Raw genomic sequence first — 18986 nt, 5'->3', positions numbered from 1 at the left:
CGGCGGGTGCCTGGTGGGGGAGCGAGGGCGTGGGACACGTCAGCCCGCGGCGATCCCGGTCCATTGTGCGGTTCCTCCCTCGAAGCGCAGGGTGAGCGGTACGCGTACGGCTTCTGCCGCGGAGTAGGAGGGGCCGTAGGCGCCGGCCCCGGACTTGAGGCCGAGGACGCCGACGTCCCGGAGCTGCTGCGGCGTGCAGCTGGTGTCCTCTCCGGGATGGTCATCGCACTGTGTGAGGCCCGGGTAGATCAGCTCGCTGCCGGCGGACACCCTCAGGGGATGCGTGCGGATGGCGCGCAGGACGGCCTGGGGGCCTCCTTCGGAGCGGATCCAGTCGTGTTCCGCTTTGCCACAGGGATCGCAGAGGGCGTCGAGCCGGTCGGTGTCGCCTCGTACCGCCGCGTCCTCGATGCTTCGGGCCAACTCCCGTACCGGCTCCGGAAGAGCGACGCCGTGGTCGTCCTCGGCGGTCACCCCCTCCGACGGCTGCGGGGCAGGAACCGCGGGAGGCCGGGCGACGGCACTCTCGGCAGGGGTGAGGGCGAAGTGGGACACGCCCGTGCCCAGGACGTGCGTCCGGCCGGCGGAGGTGAGCGTGAGAGTGCCGGTGACGAGCTCGGAGCCGTCACCGGAGCTGTCCTTCGGGTACACGGGTGCGGCGAGGCGTACGACCCTGCCGTCGGCTCCGAACGCGATGCCGAGCATCCCGCTGCCGAGGTAGGTCCACCGGTCGTCGCGCAGGTAATAGGAGACGGTCCGCGCCGGGGACATGACGTTGCACCACGGCAACGCGCCGAACGTGACCGTGAGTCCGTCGCCCGCCCACTCCAGGGAGACCACGTCACGCGCCTCGGACACCACCGCCTGACGGAACGCCGCGTCAGCGGGAGCCGAGCGTCGGGGACCACCACTCGCGGTGACGTCATGGACGAGAACGTTCTCCATGCCCCAACAGGCCCCGCCTGAATCGTGGTTCGACCAGGCCAGGGCCTTGCCGCCGGGCTGCCGTCGCGCCTGGTTGAGGGTGGTTCGCCCTTTGCCCGGAAGCAGCTGCCGGACGGTGCCCTGCCGGTCGGCGACACCAAGCGTGCCCTCGCCGCGGAACACGCCGGGGCCGTCGGGGAGGAGCGAGAACAGGATGACGTCGCCGGCCCCGCCGGTGGCCAGTCGCGAGTACGGGCGCTGGCGTTCAGAGAGCGCGATGCGCCGCGGGTTGCCGTGCGGGGGGAACAGCAGCAGGGAACTGCCGTCGTTACTGAGGCTGACGGCGTCGTCGCCGAGGAATCCGACCCCGCTGCAGGGGCAGGGCCGTGAGGTCAGCCGCCCGCTGCGTACGTCGAGGAGGTGGATCTCCCCCGTGTCGTACGAGCCGTCGGAGTCGATCCACGCCAAGCGGCTCGCGTCGGGTGACCACACGAGCCTGGACGGCCAGGACCGGCTGCCGGCCAGGGGCGAGTCGACGGGGAGGGCCTCGGCCGCCTTCCAGGTCCGGCCGACGGAGTCCGCCAGCATGACCGCCATGGCCGACGCATTCTCGTACTCGAGAAAGGCGAGGACCGGATGCTGCCGGTCGGGCGCCGCCCGGACGGCGGAAGCAGATGCCGAAGCGGAGGGGACACGGGGCGCGCCGCCGGAGGAGGTGCACCCGGCGACGGCGAGCAGCGCGGCCAGGAGGCAGGGCAGGATCCTGCGCGGGCTGCGTCCGGTGAGGGGCATGGGGCGGCTCACTTCGTCTCGGCACAGAGGTCGATGTAGGGATGGCGGTCGCCGATGTGGGCCTGCCATTCCTGGGGGCTGAGGCCGGTTCCGCCGGTCCACCGGCAGACCTGTCGGCGCCAGTCGACGCCGTCCACGCGCCAGAGGCTCACGGGGCCGGCCGTCTCCTCGCCGTCGTCGACCGGGCGGGTCACCGCGGCGAGGAACTCGCCGTTCGGCGAGTAGGAGAGGCGCACGATGCCCGGGTGACGGGCGGAGCCCAGATCCGGCAGGGCCTGCAGGCCGGTGGCGGCGTCGAGGACGAAGACCTTGTCGTCGGCGGCGACGGCGACGTGGCCGCCGTCGGGCGAAAGGGCCATCGCGGTCGGCGTCTCGGCCGTCGCGGGCAGGGCGAGGGGCTCTCCCGTCTCCGTCAGCTCGGCGTCCCGATAGCGCACGGTGTTGTCCCGGGTGAGTACGGCGATCCGGGATCCGTCATGACTCCAGGCGAGGAGCTCCGCGCCCGGGGCGTCGGCTGTCCGGGTTCTACGAGTCGCCAGGTCGACGAGAACGATGCGGGGACCGTCCGGTCCTCGGTCCTCCAAGGCCAGGGCCTGACTGCCGCGCACCGCCAGGTCGGATCCCGCCCCGAGGTCGACGGTGGCCAGGAGCTCCCAGGTCTTGGTGGACCAGATCGCCAGGGGGCCGGTGGCGTGCCGGGCGACGAGCAGATCCGCCTCCGGCACGAACGAGACCGCGGTGAAGAAGCGTTGGCCGCTCCCCGCGGTGGCCCGGTCCAAGGCCGCCGGAACGGAAAGGAACCGTGGCACGGTGTCCTTCCCCTTCCACACGGCGACAGCCGACCGCCCGTATTTCCGGCCCACGGCCGCGACGAGCGGTCCCGCCACGGCGCCGTCGCGGAAGTCGAGGAGGTCGTTGTGCAGCGGGTACTCGGCGACGTGGGCGTACGTCTGCGTCGCCGAGTACAACGCGAGCTTCGGGGCGGCACCCGGATCGATCGTGTACACGCTGTCGGACCCGGGGAGATCGCCGTTCGCGAGCAACAGCGTCCCGTCCGGGGCGAAGGACGCGATGTCCGATTGCGCGCCAGGGCTGAGACCGAGGGACCTGGGACGGTCGTCGAGCACATTGACCCGCCCGCCGCGCACGCCGGCCACGACGGTGGAGAGATCGCCGACCGCGGCGGTGACGGCGGGTCCGCCGAGGGGTTCCTCGAGATGGCGGCTGCTGTTCCGGTCGGCGGAGCCGCCCACGGGGACAAGAGCGGTGCCGTCGCTCCCGCCGATGACCACACTGCCCGCTTGCGCGGCGATGGCGCTGGGCCGGTAGGCCAGCCCGCCGACAGGGAAGGAGAGAGTCCGGCGGCTGCGCCGGTCCCAGGCCTGCACCCCGCCCGGGGTCCCGAGGAGCACCGCGGTGTCGCTGGCGGCGATCTGCAGAGCCTGGCCCTGTACCTCACCCGCCTCGACCTCGTCGGTGAGCCTGCGGGTGTCGACTCCTATCGCCGTGACGCCGCCGCCCCGGAGCAGCAGCAGAACCTTGTCCTCGTCCGGCAGTCTCCCGGCGACATCCGGTGGCGGGCTCGGCGCGGTCGTCGCGTCGATCACGGAGCCGTTGAAGCCACGGACGAGTTGGCCGCCCGACACGGAATCCTGGGTGCGAAGGCAGGAGAGCTCCTCCAGAGTCGTGGTGTCGTACTGGGCGACGGCACCGTCGTTCAGCACCTCGACCAGCCGCACTCCGTTGTTCGCGAACGCGTTCGCGACGGGCTTGGCGCCCTTGCCTCCGCACGACGGTGCCGGGAGCCGGCCCATGAGCGTGGGAACGGGCTGGAGCACCGAGTACACGGATACCGCGGTGTCGTCCCGGGCGGCGAGCAGCCCGCTTCCGTGGTCGAGGACCAGGTCGGTCACGGCCCCGTCGATCCTGCCGATCTCCTTGCCGGTGAGCAGGTCCCAGGACTTGAGATAGGGGTCGTCCCCCGTGGTGTACAGGCGCCCGTGCCGGTCGTCGACGGCGATGCTGTGCACGCTCTCGGGGCTGACCTGCCAGGACAGCCGGATCCCGGAGTTCGCCTCGAGCACGTCCCGCATGGCCTGGACCGCGCGTGGCGTGTCCGGCTCCACCGTGTAACCGGCGAGGCCGAGCAGGGCGGCCAGCTTCGGGTCGGTCTGCCGCAGCATCATCGCCTCGGCCGACAGGTCTGACGCCAGTGCCTTGCGTGACTCCGCCTCGCTGCTCGTACTGAACTCGTTGACGAGGTACAGGCTGAGCAGTACGAGCACGGAGAGCGCGGCGATCACCGTGGCACTCCAGCGCTTGACGACCGGGAAGTCCCAGACCCGCGCCATGCGGGCCGCTTCCTCGACGGTGGCAGCAAAGAGCAGACGGTCCGCGGTGCCGCCCGGCAGGGCGCGACGGGCCTCGTCCCGGTCAGCGGCGGGCAGGACGACGTTGGCGCCCTCCCCGGCGGCCTTCAGTTTGGCCCCGTAGCCGCCCACCGAAACCAGTTCGGAGGGCCTGGTCGCGTGGAGGCCGCCGACGAGAGCGGTCCGTGGGTTGATCCTCCGTAACGCGCCCGGCCATAAGCGGCGCCCGGCTCGTTCGACCTCGCCCAGCAGGACGGCGAAGGCACAGCCGAGCGAGTTGTCCTCGACCATGCCCACCACGCCGTCCGCGTAGGTCAGCGACCAGAGCACGGTGGTGGTGCGCTTCCCGCCGCTGCTCCACGCGTCGCGCAGCGACTCCTCGAACCGCCTGTCACCCCGGAATCCCGACATGGTGTGGGGGTCGGGGAGGAGCGCGGGCGGGCCGTTCGGCAGGACGGCGACGGCGAGGGTGCCGCGAACGCCGCCCCGCCCGTCGTCGAACAGGACGGTCGCCTCGGCGACCGGCCGGGCCTCCGGCAGCGCGCCGTCCAGGGCGAGAAGCCACGTCAGGGCGGGTAACGCAAGATGTCGCCCGGCCGATGGAACGGCGTCCATCAGGCGGCGCAGGCGGGTGGCGTGACCGGCGTCCGTCTGCGCCAGGAGGACCTGCGGGTCGCCCTGTTGGTGGCCCGGTTGTGTGTGGTTGGCCCGGAGCCACAGCAGCCCGGTGGCGAGCTCGTCGCCACTCCGCTCCGCGTCGCCGACCAGCGCGAGCCCCATGGCCGCGGACGCCCGGAGGGACTGGGCCGCCGCCGGCTCCTCGGTCAGAAAGGGCGGGTGCCGCACGAGCGCGCGGACGGTCGAGGCCGCCGCCGCACGAGGTGTCAGAAGCCGGTGCAGAGGCGTGTTCTGGTCGCGCAGCACCCGCAGGGCTGCGACGTCCTCCGCGGCCACGCGCTCCCTGACATACGCGACGGCGGGCTGCGCGGGCGACAGCAGGGCGCGCCTGATCCTCTCGCGTTCCTTCAGAGGCGGCATCGACTCGAGCAGGACGCCGACGTCGATTGTGAGGCCCGTTCCGACGTCCGCTGCGACGTCCACCTCAGCTTTCACCCCGCCGTTCACCTCGACTGAAGGCCGATCACCCACAGGTTCACCCGCTCCCTCTGGTCGGCCCCGCACGAGCGCCGCGACGGCCCAGCGGGGGCCATTGTGACAAGAGGGAGTCGCCGAAACAGGCGGATTGCGAGATCTTTAGACGGGGGAGTACGGGCTGGAAGCCCTGCCAGCGTCACTCCACCCCGGCCTCCGAGTGTGCGGCAGGTGACCGGCTGACTCCCCCCCGGCCACGGAGACCAGGACCTCGCGATCCTGATCGAGCACGCGCACGAACTGCTGACGTCGGACTTCCTCGGGCTGTTCGTATCGGTCCGGCCGTACGGGGGAGGGGACGGTCAGTCGATCTTGACGAGGTGAACCTTCTCGCCGAACGATCCGTACTGGTGGGGTGCGACACCACTCATCGGAAAGATTGTGCAGAGGGAGGAGCGGTAGAAGGTGGCCGTGTAGTTCGTGTTGTTGTAGAAGCCGTAGCCCCAGGAGTCTTCTCCGTTGTAGTAACAGCGGTTCGTCCAGGGCAGGCTGATCTGCCAGCGCTTGCCGGTGAAGTCCTTGTTCTCGTAGATGCAGACCGTGCCGATGTCGCAGCGCGGTGCGACTCGGAAGGACTTCGCCCGGTCGCTCACCGTCGACGCCCCCTGCTGATATGCGAGCAACGCGTAGGGGGAGCCGTTGCACGTGTCGTTGTCGAATGCTTCGAGCTGGCTGACTTCGCTGCGGTTGTTGTAGATCGAGGCGGGACGCGAAACTCCTCCCTCCGGCCAGCTCACACTGGCCTGGTAACAGGTTCCCGGCACGGGCCTGACTTCCTTCTTCTTCCCCTCGTACTCGGCTTCCGAGTAGAAGCAGTAATAGCCAGCGGAGCAGTCCGGGGCAGAGGCGGCAGATACGGCGGCTGACGAGGAGGCGGGGAGGGTGAGAACCGCCGAAGACCCCAGAGCGGCCACCGCGATCAGGTGAGACAACTTCTTGATCATGAGCAAGGTGATAGCGGCGACCACGCGCAGGGGAGCTTACGGCACGCCGCGTCACAGCAGAGTTCCCCCGAATCGGGAGACGAGGACTTCAGGTTGACCTCGCGCTCACTACGGGTTGCTGCAGCCTAAATGCTCAGCCTGCTGCTATTGGCCGCACGTCTCAGCGGGGCGAAAGCCGAGCGAGGCACCGATGGCGCATCCCCCTCGATCACCTGCCGGTGTCCCGCTACCGGCCGCAGCGCCTGTTGCGACCGATAGGAACGACCGCAGCCGTGCCCACTCGGCATCGTCAGATCTCGACCTGGGTGTCCGCCGCCTCCGGATCCGTGAGCGTGAGGCCCTTCATGAAGCCTTCCGCCGCGTCGACGATCACGAAGTGGTTCTCACCCCTGGCATCGTCAGGGACGAGCTTCCACGTGCCGGTGGGGGGGGCTCCGGCATCAGGACCGCGAACGCTCGTCCGTCGATCCCCGAAACACCTCCTCCGGCGAAACTGATGTGCACCTCCGCGTCGCGGAGCTTGTCCAAGCTGCCCACGCCGCCTCCTCGCCATCGACTGGACCGCAGACCGGTCCGAGTTGGGAACGCGCCAGAAGCCCCGAAGTCACGTCACAAGGCAGCGGACACCTGAACGAGAAAGATCCCTCGGGACCGGGCGCAACGGAGGCCGACCGGGCCGTGCTGACGCGCCTGCCGGGTCGCAAACCCGCTATGAAAAGCGCGGCTACGACATTTCGAGCGAGCGCACGCCGAGTACCCCCGCGCCCCGGCGTGGCTCGGCGAGCTCTGGCTGGAGTTCCACCGCGACATGGCCGTGCCGACGATCTCCGTACCAGGCCGGCGGGCAGAGCTCCACCGGTGCGACGGCCGCCAGAAAGCGGCAAGGCCACATCCCCCCGCCACATCCCCCAGATCTCAGCCCCGACGAAGACCAGCAGGCGGCCCCGGGGAGGCCGGCTCGGCCTCCCCGGGGCTCGGCTGGGCCACGACCCGGGCAGAGGAGAGGCATCGAGGGCCCACCGGGTGACACCCCTGCGTTGCGGGTCCGCCCCTCAGGCGAGCGTTCGGCGGAGTGCTTGCTTGTCGGGCTTGCCGATGCCGCTGAGAGGGATGGCCTGCAACACGTGGAACGTGTGTGGGGCGTGAAGACCGCTCTTGTGGGCGGTGACGAAGACGCGCAGCTCGTCGCTGTCGGCGCTGTGGCCGTGGGCGGGCACGATGGCGGCGTGGACGCGCTCGGTCGTGTCGGCGTGGCGCACGCCGAAGACGGCGCACTCGGCGACGGCGGGGTGGCCCATCAGCACCTCCTCGATCTCGCTGGGATAGATCTGTGCGCCGTCGACGGTGATCGTGTCGTCGCTGCGGTCGGCGAGGAAGAGGTAGCCGTCGTCGTCGAGGTAGCCGATGTCGCCGGTGCGCACCCAGCCGTCGTGCAGCACGCGGGCGGTGAGGTCGGGCTGCTTCCAATAGCCGCCCATGGCGCTGTGGGCGCGGGCGTGGATCTCGCCTTCGCCGCCGGTCGGGAGAACCCTGCCGTGCCGGTCGACGATGCGGAGTTCGACCCCGGGCATGGCGCGGCCGACGGTGATCTGCCCGTGCCGGCCGACGCGGTCGTGTTCTTCGGGGCGGACTTCGGTGAGCCCGAGCGTCTCGTTCTGCCCGTACCAGCTTTGCAGCACCTTGCCGAAGACGCTTTCGGCCTGCCGCAGCCTGGTCGTCGACGCGGGGCTGCCGCCGTAGGTGAGCAGCCGGACGCTTGAGGTGTCGGTGGCAGGCAGCGCGGGATGGTCGAGGAGCTGGTGCAGGAGGGGCGGCTGGAGAAACAGACGGGTCACCCGCTCGCGTTCGATCGCCGCGAGGGCCTCGCCGGGATCGAAGGCGGCCTGCAGGACGACGGATCCACCCTGGAGAAGCGCCAGGTCCGCCCAGAGCCCCGCGATGTGGGTGAGCGGCGTACAGGCCAGGTAGCGGGGCGCGGCGTCCACGGTGGAGCACAGGTTGTCCAGGGTGCGGCGGTACGGGCCGTGCTTCATCTGCAGGCTCTTCGGCAGCCCGGTCGTGGTGCCGCCCGTGTGGCGGATGCACCAGTCGTCGTCGGCGCCGACGGGCACGGTGACGGGCGCCGCCGGCTGTCCGGCCGCCGCCGCGCAGATGTCGTCGGCGTGCGGATGCGGGCCCAGCGCCGCCAGCATCGGGACGTGGAGAAGGGGTTCGAGCCGGTCCAGGTCCGCGTACCGGGTGGGGTCGACCAGCAGCAGCTCGGTGTCGACGACGTCCACCAGGTGCGCCAGGACGTCAGTGGAGAGCCCGCCGTACAGCGGGGTCACGCGCGCACCGGCCAGGTTGGCGGCGTAGCGCGCGATGAGCGCCTGAGGGGTGTTGCCGGTGAGCAGGGCAACGGTCTGCCCGTGCCGGACGCCACGCGCGATCAGCTCCCGGGCGAGCCGGTGGATGCTGTCGCGCAGCTCGCCGGCGGTGATCTGTTGGCGGTCGTGGCAGATGATCACCGGCAGGCCGGGATCGCGTGCCAGGGTACCGAGAACGGCTTCCGTGTAGGTGACGAAGCCGTGGGCGGCCGTTTCGGGCCGGAGGTCGGACATCTGTGCCCCTGGTGGTCGGCGGGAGGAGTGTGGCGGCGGACTTGTCGTGGGGCGCTCGGGAGCCGTCACGGGACCAGGGAGGCCTGCCTGGCGTGGTGTTCGGAGGGAGTTTCGAGGGGAGTGAGGTACGGCCGGTCGTCGAGGGGCTGGTCCGTGAAGAAGCGATCCATCAACTCGGACATCTCCAGCGGGCGTTCGAGATGGCAGAGGTGGTCGGCGCCCCGGATCAGGGTGAAGAGGCTTCCGGCGATGGTGGTGGCGACCTCGCGCCCGAGGTCGGGGTGGGTGAGGCTGTCGTGTTCGCCGGTGAAGACCAGCGCCGGAACGTCCCGGACGCCGCCGGGCCGTAGCCCCGGCCAGTCGATGACACGGTGGGTGGAAGCCAGATGCCGGGGGATGTCGGCATTGGTGACCGACCCCATCGTGCGGGCGAGGACCCGGGTGACGACGGCGCGCTTGTGGACGTCCCGCTCGTCGGGGGACAGCAGGGCCGCGATGCTCATACGGGCGTAGGCGCCGGGGTCACCGCACTCCAGGGCGTCGGCCATCGCCTGTAGGGCGGCACGTTGGTCCGGCGGGTACAGGGGAGCGGCACCCACCAGGGCCAGGCGGGCGACGCGCTCGGGATGCTCCTGGGCCAGGCCGTAGGCGATCGGCACGGCGTAGGAGGCTCCGAAGAGGTTCACTCGCCCGAGGCCCAGTTGGTCGAGCAGGTCCGCCAGCGCGCCGGTGAGGAAATCGAAGCCGTACGAGGCGGGCAGCACATCAGCCGCGCCCGAGCCCGGCAGGTCCACGCTGACAACGGTCGCCGACGCCGCCCAGCGTGCTTCGAGCCGCTGGTAGGCGTACATGTCCTGGAAAGCGCCGCCGAGAACGATGACGGGCTCGGTGACGGGAGCAGCGTTCTCGACGATCCGGCACTGGTAGCCGAAGCCGTTGAAGGTGAGGTGGCGGACCCTCTCAATGTTCATGCCTGGTCAACAGGGACGCGTCGGCAAAGGTCACGCGAAGGGCGATCATGTGACCGGCCCCGTCACACGCGGTTTGTCTCCGCAAACCGCCGGCCGCTTCCTGGTGGACGGGCCACACGGCCGGCAGCAGAGGACCCTCAGGGCCGCTGTCCTTCGGCTGTCGCCAGAGTCGCCGAAGCCGGGGCTCGGTGGCCGGGCAGCACTGCTGCCACGAGGACGGCGCAGACGGTGAGGGCGGCCGTCAGGCCGAAGGCGTGGGCAAACGCCGTGGCGGAGTGGCCACCACGCTGGAGCAGGACGGCGAGGGCGGCGATGCCGAAGGAGCCGCCGAGCTGCTGCAGGATGCGCGTCGTGGTGCTGGCATCCGCGACCTGGGAGTCGTCCAGCCCCTGATAGGCGCCGACCGTGACAGCGAGGTTGACGGCGCTCATGCCGAGACCACGGAAGAACAGAGCGACACCGATGACCGGGCCCTCAGCCACCGAGGCGGCGAAGGGCCACGTCGCGGCCGCGCTCAGCAGCAGGCCGGCCACCACGACGGGACGGGGCCCGATCCGGTCGGTGAGCACGCCGGCCACCCGCGCGGCCAGTGCACCGATGCCTTGCGGGACGAGCAGGATTCCGGTGGCGACGACGCCGTGGTCGAGGACGAGTTGGCAGTACAGGGGTAGCAGGAACATCCCGCCGTACATGGTCAGACCGCCGGTGAACATCAGGACCGACGTCGCGGCGAAGGAGCGCAGCCGGAACAGACGCATGTCGATGAGGGGTGCGCTGCTCCGCAGGCTCCATCCGACGAACGCGGCGACCAGGACGACCCCTGCCGCCATAGGCAGGAGCACACGCCCTCCTCCGGCACCGTCCTGGCCGCCGCACTGCGCGAGCCCGTACACGAGCGCGGTGAGTCCGGGACAGACCAGCACCAGCCCTACGACGTCGAGGCGGGAAGCACGCTGCTGGTGATCCCGGGGCACGCCCCGCCAGGCGAGGAACAACGCGAGCGCGCAGACGGGCAGGTTGACGAAGAAGATCCAGCGCCAGCTCAGATGCCCGAGCAGCAGCCCGCCGAACACCGGGCCGAGGACCGGCCCCAGCAGAGCCGGCAACGAGACGACCGCGATGAGCCGGCCGACCCGCCGGCCTCCGCAGGCTCGAATGACGATGGTCTGCAGGACCGGCATCATCAGCCCCGCACCGGCCCCCTGCACGCTCCTGAACAGGACCAGCGACTCGACGCTCCGGGCGCAGGCACACAGCAGCGAACCGACGGAGAACAGAGCCAACGCGCCCAACCAGACCCGCCGCGTCCCGAACCGGTCACCGGCCCAGCCGCTCATCGGCATGACCATCGCGAACGCCAGCAAGTAGGCGGTGCTCACCCACTGCACGGTCGTCGTCGGGGCACCGAGGTCGTCGGCGAGGGCGTCGACCGCCACGGAGACGATCGTGCTGTCGAGAAGCGGAACGAAGGCACCCACGGCAAGAACGCCACATAGCCTGAGCAGGGCGGGATCAAGGCGTTCCTTGGGCATGCGGCCCTCTCGGTCGTCACGGGTTCACTCCAGCCCTCGGGACCGGAAAGCCGCCGAGAAGAAGGAGCAGAGGCGCCAGCCGCAGAATGCGATGACCGACAGCGCGCCACCCCCTCCGCAGCGACCGCCCGCCGACGACGTGGAAGGATGCGCCCCGACAACGATCAGGGGACCGGTGCCGTCACGGGCCGCCCGCCTCCCGGCCGTCCGCCCGCGTGACGCCTCCCTCCGCTGGGCGGCCCAACAGGTGGCCGGTGCCATTGCGCGGCGTCGTAGGCGTGCGCGTGCCCGCCACGCCACTCGATCAGCCGGGAGCCGTGGCCGACCAGGGCCTCCGGCTGCGGAACTCCCGCGCCGGCGAGGAGTTCGATGAGGTCCCAGTCGTCGTAGGCGATGCCCCGGGTCCACCCCGGAAAGGTCGGTGCCGTTCCACGAGACGGTGCCCTTGTCCGGCAGCTACACCCCGGTCAGCAGACGAGTGAGAGCACGCGCTCGATCCCCGGCGCTGAGCGGGTCCGGGGAAGTCCGGTGTTGACCGGCTGCCCGCCCCACCAACGCAACCCCCCTGTTCCCACGGGGTCTGGGGGCGGAGCCCCCCAGGAGCTCTTTCCGGCAGACACGTCAGCGCAGCGGCTAGCCGCCGCGCAGGACCCGGGCCAGTCAGTCGGTGCGGGTGCGGCGGGCCGTGGCCGAGATGTGCGCCTGCGGGTACAGCGCGTCGAAGCCGTGGAAGCCGCCAGCCCAGACATGGAGTTCGGCCTGGCCGCCGGCCGCCCAGATGCGGGTGGCGTAGTCGGTGTCCTCGTCGCGGAAGACCTCGGCGGAGCCGGTGTCGACGTAGGTGGTCGGCAGCCCCGAGAGGTCCGCGGCCAGCGCGGGCGAGACGTACTCGGGCACCTCGCCGTCGCTGAGGCCGCCGAGGACACTGCGCCAGCCGAACTCGTTCATCTCGCGGGTCCAGACGCCGGGTGTGCCGGCGTACTGACGGCTGGAGGTGCTGGTGTTGCGGTGGTCGAGCATGGGGCAGATCAGCATCTGGGCGGCGATCGCCGGGGTGCCGCGGTCGCGGGCCAGCAGGGTGACGCCGGCAGCGAGGCCGCCGCCCGCGCTGGCGCCCGCGACGACGATCCGGGTGGGGTCGATGCCCAGTTCGGTCGCGTGCCCGGCGATCCAGAGCAGTCCCTGGTAGCAGTCCTCGACCAGGGCGGTGCCGGTGGCCTCCGGTGCGAGCCGGTAGTCCACGGAGACCACGACCGCGCCGAATTCGTCGAGCCACTCCAGTGGTATGTCGATCTGCGCGAAGCGGTCACCCATCACCATCCCGCCGCCGTGCATCCAGTAGACGCAGGGCGCGGCGATGGTGCGATCGGTGTTCGCGGGGCTGAAGACCGACAGAGGGATCAGGGTGCCGTCCTCGGCGGGCACGGTGACATCGCGCCGGTCGGCCTTCCGGTGCGCGAGGAGGGATCCGGCGGGCGCCGAGGGGAGCCCGCGCAGGTGGGCGAGTACGTCCGCGCTGAGCTCGGACATCAGCGGCATGTCGCTGAGCAGCTCGTGCAGTTCGGGGTCCAGGGCGGGGCGTGCGATGGTCATGGCCTTCTCCTTTATGCGGGGCGGGTCAGAACGCGGCCTTGCCGCGGACCGGGACGTAGTCGGTGTACTCGGACTCCTTGGCCAGCAGTCCACCGATCTGGGCCACGATGGCCTGGGCGGCCTCGCCGGCGAAGATCCGGTGGTGGTCCTCCTCGCTGGTCCAGCCCTCGGTGACGTGGACGACGTCGGGGTCGGACGCGGAGCGGGAGACGAGGTAGACGACGCAGTGTTCGCTCGCGCCGGGGCTGCCCTCGTCCAGGCCGGTCAGCAGCAGGCCGACGAGCCGGTCGCCCATTCCGGGCCGGGCGGTCAGGGTGGCGTTGAAGCCGTAGTTGGCAGTCATGGAATCCTTCTTCTCTCTGCTGGAGTGAGGTGATTCCATTGAACTGGTCTGACCTGCGGAAATGTTAGAAAGATGCTCGCTCGCAGTTGCACGATCCTCGCGAATGCGGGAGCCGTGACCCGGGGCGGTGCTGCAATGGACACATGCACCTCGAAGAGCTCCGCACCCTGCTGGCCCGTCATGTCCGCCCCGACTGGACCACGGCGATCGACGGCGTACTGATCTCGAAGGTCGACCGGTCGGATCCGCCGGAGCCCTCCATGTCCGGCACGGTGCTCGCGGTCATCGCCCAAGGCGCCAAACGCCTCGCCCTGGGCGACCGGGTCTACGAGTACGGCGCCGGGCAGTACCTGATCGCTTCCGTCGACCTGCCCGTCACCGGGCAGTTCACACAGACCGACCCCGAGCATCCGGCGCTGGGGTTCGGCCTCATGCTGGAACCCTCCGCCGTCGCCGAGTTGCTGTTGCAGGCCGGTCCCGGGGACACCCCGCGCACCGGCACGGGCGTGCCGTCGGGGATCGCCGTCAGCGACGCCCCGCCCGCGCTGCTCGACGCGGTGGTCCGGCTGCTGCGCCTGCTCGACGAACCCCGTGACCGCGCCGTACTGGCCCCGCTGGTCAAACGCGAGATCCTGTGGCGGCTGATCACCGGCGAGCAGGGTGCGGCGGTGCGCCAGCTCGGTCTCGCGGACAGCGGCCTCAGCCATGTCTCCCGGGCCGTGCGCTGGATCCGGCAGCACTACGCCGAACCCTTCCGGGTCGAGGACGTGGCACGGCTGTCGGGCATGAGCGTCTCTGCCTTCTACCGCAACTTCCAGGCGGTGACGGCTATGAGCCCCATCCAGTTCCAGAAGCAGATCCGGCTGCAGGAGGCCCGGCTGCTCCTCGCCACCCACCCGAACGACGTCACCGGCGTCGGCCACCGCGTCGGCTACGACAACCCGTCACAGTTCAGCCGCGAGTACCGCCGCCAGTTCGGCGCACCGCCGAGCCGGGACGCGGCCCGCCTGCGGGACTCCGTACGTACGCCGGCGGTCATCCTGCCCTGATGGTGGCGAGCCTGACAGCCGAGGAGGATCGTGCAAGTGGAAGCGAGGATAGTTCTACTATTTATGCAGGTCAGAGCGATTCAATGGGGATAGAAGTTCTCCCGTGGAGCAGGAAAATGCCTGTCGCTCCGCGACTCCGTCCCCTCACATCGCAGAGGTCACCATGAAGACAGTCCTGATCACCGGCAGCTCGTCCGGTTACGGGCGGGAGACCGCCCTCCACTTCCACGCGCGGGGTTGGAACGTCATCGCCACGATGCGCACGCCGCGTACGGGCGTCCTGCCCGAGTCGGACCGGCTGCGCATCGTCGGGCTCGACGTGACCGAGCCCGAGAGCATCGCGGCCGCGTTCGAGGCGGCGGGGCCCGTCGACGTACTGGTCAACAACGCGGGTGTCCCCTCCATCAGCGTGTTCGAGGGGACCTCGATGGACCGCGTACGGGAGGTCTTCGAGACCAACACGTTCGGCGTGATGGCGACGACGCAGGCGGTGCTGCCCCAGTTCCGCGAACGCGGCTCCGGCGTGGTTGTCAACGTGACCTCCAGCGTGGTGCTGGGACACATGCCGCTCTCGGCCGTCTACAAGGCCAGCAAGATGGCCGTCGAGGGGTTCACCGCGTCCCTCTCGCTCGAGCTCGCACCCTTCGGCGTACAGGCGAAGACGGTCGAGCCGGGTGCCTGTCTGACGACGAACTTCGCGGCCAGGGCGACGAACGGCGTCGCACTGGACGAGCTGGTCCCGGCGCCGTACGCGCCGTGGGCGAGGAAGGCCATGGACGACTTCACGGGCCAGGACCTCTTCACCAAGGAGAGCGACGTCGCCGAGGCGGTGTGGCGGGCCGTGCACGACACGACCGGCCAGCTGCGGTTCCCGGCCGGTCCGGACGCGGTCCTGCTCGCCCAGGCGAAGTGATCGAGCCTGCGCCGCGACCTGGACGGCCTGCGGAGCGCCTGCGGAGGCGCCCTCGGCGAAGAACGGCGCCCGGTCCCGGCACCTGACTCCGTCGCCCGGTCGGTCGGCGAGCCAGGCAGCCAGGCTGGACGCCTCCCGGCCCGGCAGCAGAGCGACAGGGCGGCGGGTCTCGAGGTCGACGAGGACGGTGCCGTAGTGGCGGCCCTTGCGGGTGGCGTACTCGTCGACGCCGACCACCCGCGGCGCGGGACTCACGCCCGGCAGCGTCCCACCCCCGCCAACATGCCGCGGCGGAACCAGCGCCCGAGAAACGCGCCCGACATCGCCCGCGCCGAAGGCCTCGACCTCGGCGACATGGCCCACAAGGCGCGTGCCGAACAGCACTCGGGGCATCACCCGTCCCTGCGTATGGGTGGACAGGATCGGTTGCGCCTTGCTGAAGCGGCAGGGCGCTCGCACGGCCACTCCCACGTCCGTACTCGTTTCACGCCGCGCGGCAAGCCCGTCGCGTGTGCCTCGCTCCTGTTCGGACAACGAGCTCTTGGAGGAACCGTGACCGTCCCGGTGCAGGGTGATGGTGGCCGGTTCGCCGTCGGCAGTGCTGTTCGAGCTGGCCGAGACGCGTTCGTACCGGGTGGCACCAAGCCTCCGGGGCACCGGCGCAGTAGAGGAAGGCGTGCCGGAGGGCGCGCACGCTGATGAGCAAGTCGATCAGGGAGGGCGGGCCGGAGACGGCTGCGCGGATCCGCTCATCCGTCTCGCCCGGCGGCAGAGCCTGGACAGCGAAGCCACCACCCGCCGGGTGCGTATCGGCACCGAGGCGTCGTCACCACGCGCACGGGGTGGTGCACCTGGCGGATGATCAGAAGCGGGACGGCCCGGGGGCGCGGTCGCCGAGCACGAACGCGGTCGGCCAGCTCTCGCGCAGGATCCGGGTCAGTAGCGGGTGATCGGATTCGAGAACCTCGCTGAGCCGGAGAGAGCCGTCCGCTTCGATCCGCTGCCCGCCGAGCAGGACGCGCGCCTGGAGCAGCTCCTCGCCCCACGGCTCGACGGCGTTGCAGAACAGGCCCTCGAAGCGGTGACCGGCCAGGGTGCTTTCGTGCACCCGGCGGGTGTAGTCCTCGATCACCTCGGCGCGCAGGTACACCCAGACCAGGTGGACCACGGTGCGGCCGTCGTCGAGGCGGATCGGCAGTCGGACCTTGAGAAAGTTGCCGACACCTCGGGCGACCATGACCGCGCCCGTATCGGCGGTGACCCGCTCCGCCCGCTCAGCCGGGGAGAGTTCGGCGATCAGGTGGGGGAGGGGGTGGGCAAAGCCGGGGTGCTCCGGGTCCAAGGTGCCGCCGCAGTCGCACCCGCACCCGTCTGCCGCGTGGTCGTGCGGCTCCTGGCCGGAGTCGACGGGCAGCACCAGGGTGAAGGACCGGGCGACGGTGAAGACCGTCGGCTCGGGCAAGCCGAGCTCGGCCAGCGCGGCGGAGGCGGCCTCGTGCCGCTCGCCGTTGACCCGTACCTCGGCCTCCACGGCGCCTGGGGCGCCGCCGTAGAAGACCCGGACACCGTTGAACCAGGGCGACTCCAGGTCGGCGGTGAAGGTGTGGGCGATCTCGCGGAGCACGTCCGTCTCCAGCAGTGCGTTCTGGAGACGGAGGTTCTCCCGGTCGGAGAGCCCGTAGGCCAGCACGCCCGAGGTGATGGACCGCCACCCCGGCACACCGCGCTCCTCGTCGGGGCCTCGGTGCTCGGCGAGCTGCTCGCGCCCGTCGAGCAGTTCGAGCAAGCAGGCGCCGGCAGAACGGGCCCAGAGGCCGGCCGCGTCGCGCGGGGTGGTGACCACCACGACGCAGTCCACGAAGCAGGGCACGTCGGGCTGGATGCTCACGTCCGGGAAGGCGATCAGGTCGTAGTGCCGGTCGTCCCCGTGCCCCGCCGGCCCGACGCCGACGGCCCAACCCTGCGGGCTGAGCAGCGAGTTGCCTTTGAGCTCGGCACCCGCCGTACAGCCGGGGGCGACCTCCTCAAGGGCGTCGCGGACCAGGGCGAGGAAGTCGAGATCGGGCAGTCGGCCCTCGGGGGGCTCGGTGGCGCGCCGGCGGCGCCGTATCCAGGACATGCGGGGGATCATACGGAGGCGGTGCCGGTGCGCCACCTGCATTTCCGTGCCAGGGCATGGGTGGTCCGGCGGTAGCGGCGGAGGGCCGGCGGCGCCGAGCCGTCGGTGAGCGGAGCCTCACTCAGGCGCCGCTACTTCTCACCGACATCGCACACGGCCCTGATCGGGAAGTGGTCTCGGAATCCGACGACACATGCTCTCGGTTGTCGTCTACGCAGCCAGCTCGGCGAGTTCCACGGTGGCGACTGTCTGCGATCTCCGCTACCGCCTATGGAGTGCGGCGCCGGACATACAGGATGTCGATCGTGTTGGTCCACACGCTGCGTTGCTGAAGGTCACCGGCCTCTGTCGGGCCGCGCGCTCCCACACATCTCGCACACTGTCAACGAGGCCGCCGCAGCGACCAGCGCGGGCCTGGTAACAGCACTCGCGCCCCGCAGCGGCAGGCCAGGGGAGGGCAGCCGGGAGTCATGCGGCAGGGGAGAGTTGAGCAGGCGCGGTCCCGCCCCGGGGCCGTCGATGCAGGACCGTGACTACCAACCGAGGCGAACGCGCATGCGGGCGTGTCTACGATTCCGGCATGATCACGTTGTCAGTCGACACCACCTCGCAGAGCTTCGCCGACGGCCAAGCGCTGGGGGCGCTTCTCGTCACCGCCGTCGCCATGGCTGTCATCTGGTTCGCCACCAGGAGTTGGCGACGCGGCCCAGTGCCGAGGAGTGCGCTCGAGGCCGAGCGTGTTTTTTCGACGGCCCTGCGCCGACGCAACATCGTCGTCGGCATTCTGCTGGCCGTCGCTGCCACGGGTGTGGTGCGGGCGTTCAGCTACGAGGGACAACCGCCTGCTGCCGGCGCCGTCCCCGTCGCCCAGGAGCGCGTCATCGCCGCCGCCCCGCGCGTCGGCGCGTACCAGCTGCTCACCGGCGAGGAGGCAGCCACGTACGAGCAGGTGGGCAAGAAGCCCCGCGGCAAGCGCTGGTTCTACGACGGCCCCGGTCAGGGACCGGTAGGCGCCGTGCTCCAGATCAATGCCGTCGAGTGGGACGCGGGACTGGCCGAGGAGAAGCGCTCGGACACCATGACGCAAGAGCTGCGCAACTTCTTCGCCGGGGCGGGGGCGACCGAGGTCACTGCCTTTGCGGCAGGACCCTGGGGTGGCCAGTTGAGCTGTGGCTTCGTTGAATCGAAGGCCGGGGGGCGCCCGGTCGTGTGCGCGTGGACTGACGCCGGCACGTCCGGCAGCGTGATGCTGGGAGACGAGAGGGGTCTCGCCGAGGCCGCCGAGGTCGCCCTGCAGTTCCGCACCGCCTCGGAGAAGCGAACCTGATCCATCGGTCGTCTGGCGCTGCAGAGCACCGAGCGCACGGGGGGGCATGCCGATTTGAGACAAGCCGTGCACAGGGCCTGGCGTCCAGGCGGCAGATCCGGGGCGGGCCTGTCACGCAGTGGTCCTCCCGCGGTGAGGGCAAGGCCCACACCGTCTATGCCGCGCTGCGTCGCCTCCTGGCCGCCGGATACCCCGCGGCGGACGTCACCGTCCACCAGGCGTCCGGCCTCAAGCCACCTACAGCCCGGCTTGATCGGGAACGTGGCAGGGATCGCCTCCAGAGGCGAGCGTCGGGGGAGAGGGGGCTTTACTGCCGTCCAGCTGCGGACAGGCGCGGCCGGCGCCGATCATCGAAAGC

At 70.7% G+C, this 18986-nt stretch carries 12 protein-coding genes and 1 pseudogene; 3 read left to right on the top strand and 10 right to left on the bottom strand.

What is annotated here, in order from left to right; translation table 11 throughout:
- Positions 1-39: 39 nt before the first annotated feature.
- From ACWEV0_RS15760 to ACWEV0_RS15725, 8 genes are all read right to left on the bottom strand, one after another.
- Entirely contained in the window at positions 40-1716 is a 1677-nt protein-coding gene (locus ACWEV0_RS15760; RefSeq protein ID WP_453149843.1) for a hypothetical protein, read from the bottom strand.
- Positions 1717-1724: 8 nt separating this feature from the next.
- Positions 1725-5186, bottom strand: a complete 3462-nt coding sequence (locus ACWEV0_RS15755; protein WP_453149842.1) for a WD40 repeat domain-containing protein — start codon at positions 5184-5186, stop codon at positions 1725-1727.
- A gap of 353 nt (positions 5187-5539) precedes the next feature.
- The gene (locus ACWEV0_RS15750; RefSeq protein WP_453149841.1) at positions 5540-6181 is read right to left on the bottom strand and encodes a peptidase inhibitor family I36 protein; all 642 of its coding nucleotides are present in this window, start codon (positions 6179-6181) and stop codon (positions 5540-5542) included.
- A 1052-nt stretch (positions 6182-7233) separates the two neighbouring features.
- Positions 7234-8781 (bottom strand): AMP-binding protein, encoded by a 1548-nt coding sequence (locus tag ACWEV0_RS15745; protein WP_453149840.1) that lies wholly within the window; start codon positions 8779-8781, stop codon positions 7234-7236.
- 65 nt (positions 8782-8846) lie between these two features.
- Positions 8847-9752, bottom strand: coding sequence for an alpha/beta fold hydrolase (locus tag ACWEV0_RS15740; RefSeq protein ID WP_453149839.1), 906 nt, complete (start codon positions 9750-9752; stop codon positions 8847-8849).
- Positions 9753-9889: 137 nt separating this feature from the next.
- Complete coding sequence (locus ACWEV0_RS15735; protein ID WP_453149838.1) at positions 9890-11284, bottom strand: DHA2 family efflux MFS transporter permease subunit; 1395 nt, start codon at positions 11282-11284, stop codon at positions 9890-9892.
- Positions 11285-11944: 660 nt separating this feature from the next.
- Positions 11945-12877: an alpha/beta hydrolase gene (locus ACWEV0_RS15730; protein WP_453149837.1), complete on the bottom strand. Its 933-nt coding sequence runs from the start codon at positions 12875-12877 to the stop codon at positions 11945-11947.
- Between the two features lie 25 nt (positions 12878-12902).
- The gene (locus tag ACWEV0_RS15725) at positions 12903-13220 is read right to left on the bottom strand and encodes a putative quinol monooxygenase (protein ID WP_453149836.1); all 318 of its coding nucleotides are present in this window, start codon (positions 13218-13220) and stop codon (positions 12903-12905) included.
- 143 nt (positions 13221-13363) lie between these two features.
- Here ACWEV0_RS15725 and ACWEV0_RS15720 point away from each other — a divergent pair, with 143 nt between their 5' ends.
- The gene (locus ACWEV0_RS15720) at positions 13364-14269 is read left to right on the top strand and encodes an AraC family transcriptional regulator (RefSeq protein WP_453149835.1); all 906 of its coding nucleotides are present in this window, start codon (positions 13364-13366) and stop codon (positions 14267-14269) included.
- A 163-nt stretch (positions 14270-14432) separates the two neighbouring features.
- Positions 14433-15182: an SDR family oxidoreductase gene (locus ACWEV0_RS15715; RefSeq protein WP_453149834.1), complete on the top strand. Its 750-nt coding sequence runs from the start codon at positions 14433-14435 to the stop codon at positions 15180-15182.
- Positions 15183-15194: 12 nt separating this feature from the next.
- On the opposite strand, the pseudogene ACWEV0_RS15710 reads toward ACWEV0_RS15715, so the two are convergent.
- Positions 15195-15431 (bottom strand): annotated as a pseudogene (locus tag ACWEV0_RS15710) (transposase); the annotation flags it as partial.
- 613 nt (positions 15432-16044) lie between these two features.
- Positions 16045-17301 (bottom strand): DUF6348 family protein, encoded by a 1257-nt coding sequence (locus tag ACWEV0_RS15705; protein ID WP_453149833.1) that lies wholly within the window; start codon positions 17299-17301, stop codon positions 16045-16047.
- 580 nt (positions 17302-17881) lie between these two features.
- Between ACWEV0_RS15705 and ACWEV0_RS15700 the strand changes: the two genes are divergently transcribed.
- Positions 17882-18628, top strand: a complete 747-nt coding sequence (locus ACWEV0_RS15700; protein WP_453149832.1) for a hypothetical protein — start codon at positions 17882-17884, stop codon at positions 18626-18628.
- Positions 18629-18986: the final 358 nt, after the last annotated feature.

It is taken from the genome of Streptomyces sp. NPDC003943 (assembly GCF_053605265.1).
The sequence above is the reverse complement of the archived record's forward strand: the minus strand, read 5'-3'. Positions and strand labels throughout refer to the sequence as shown.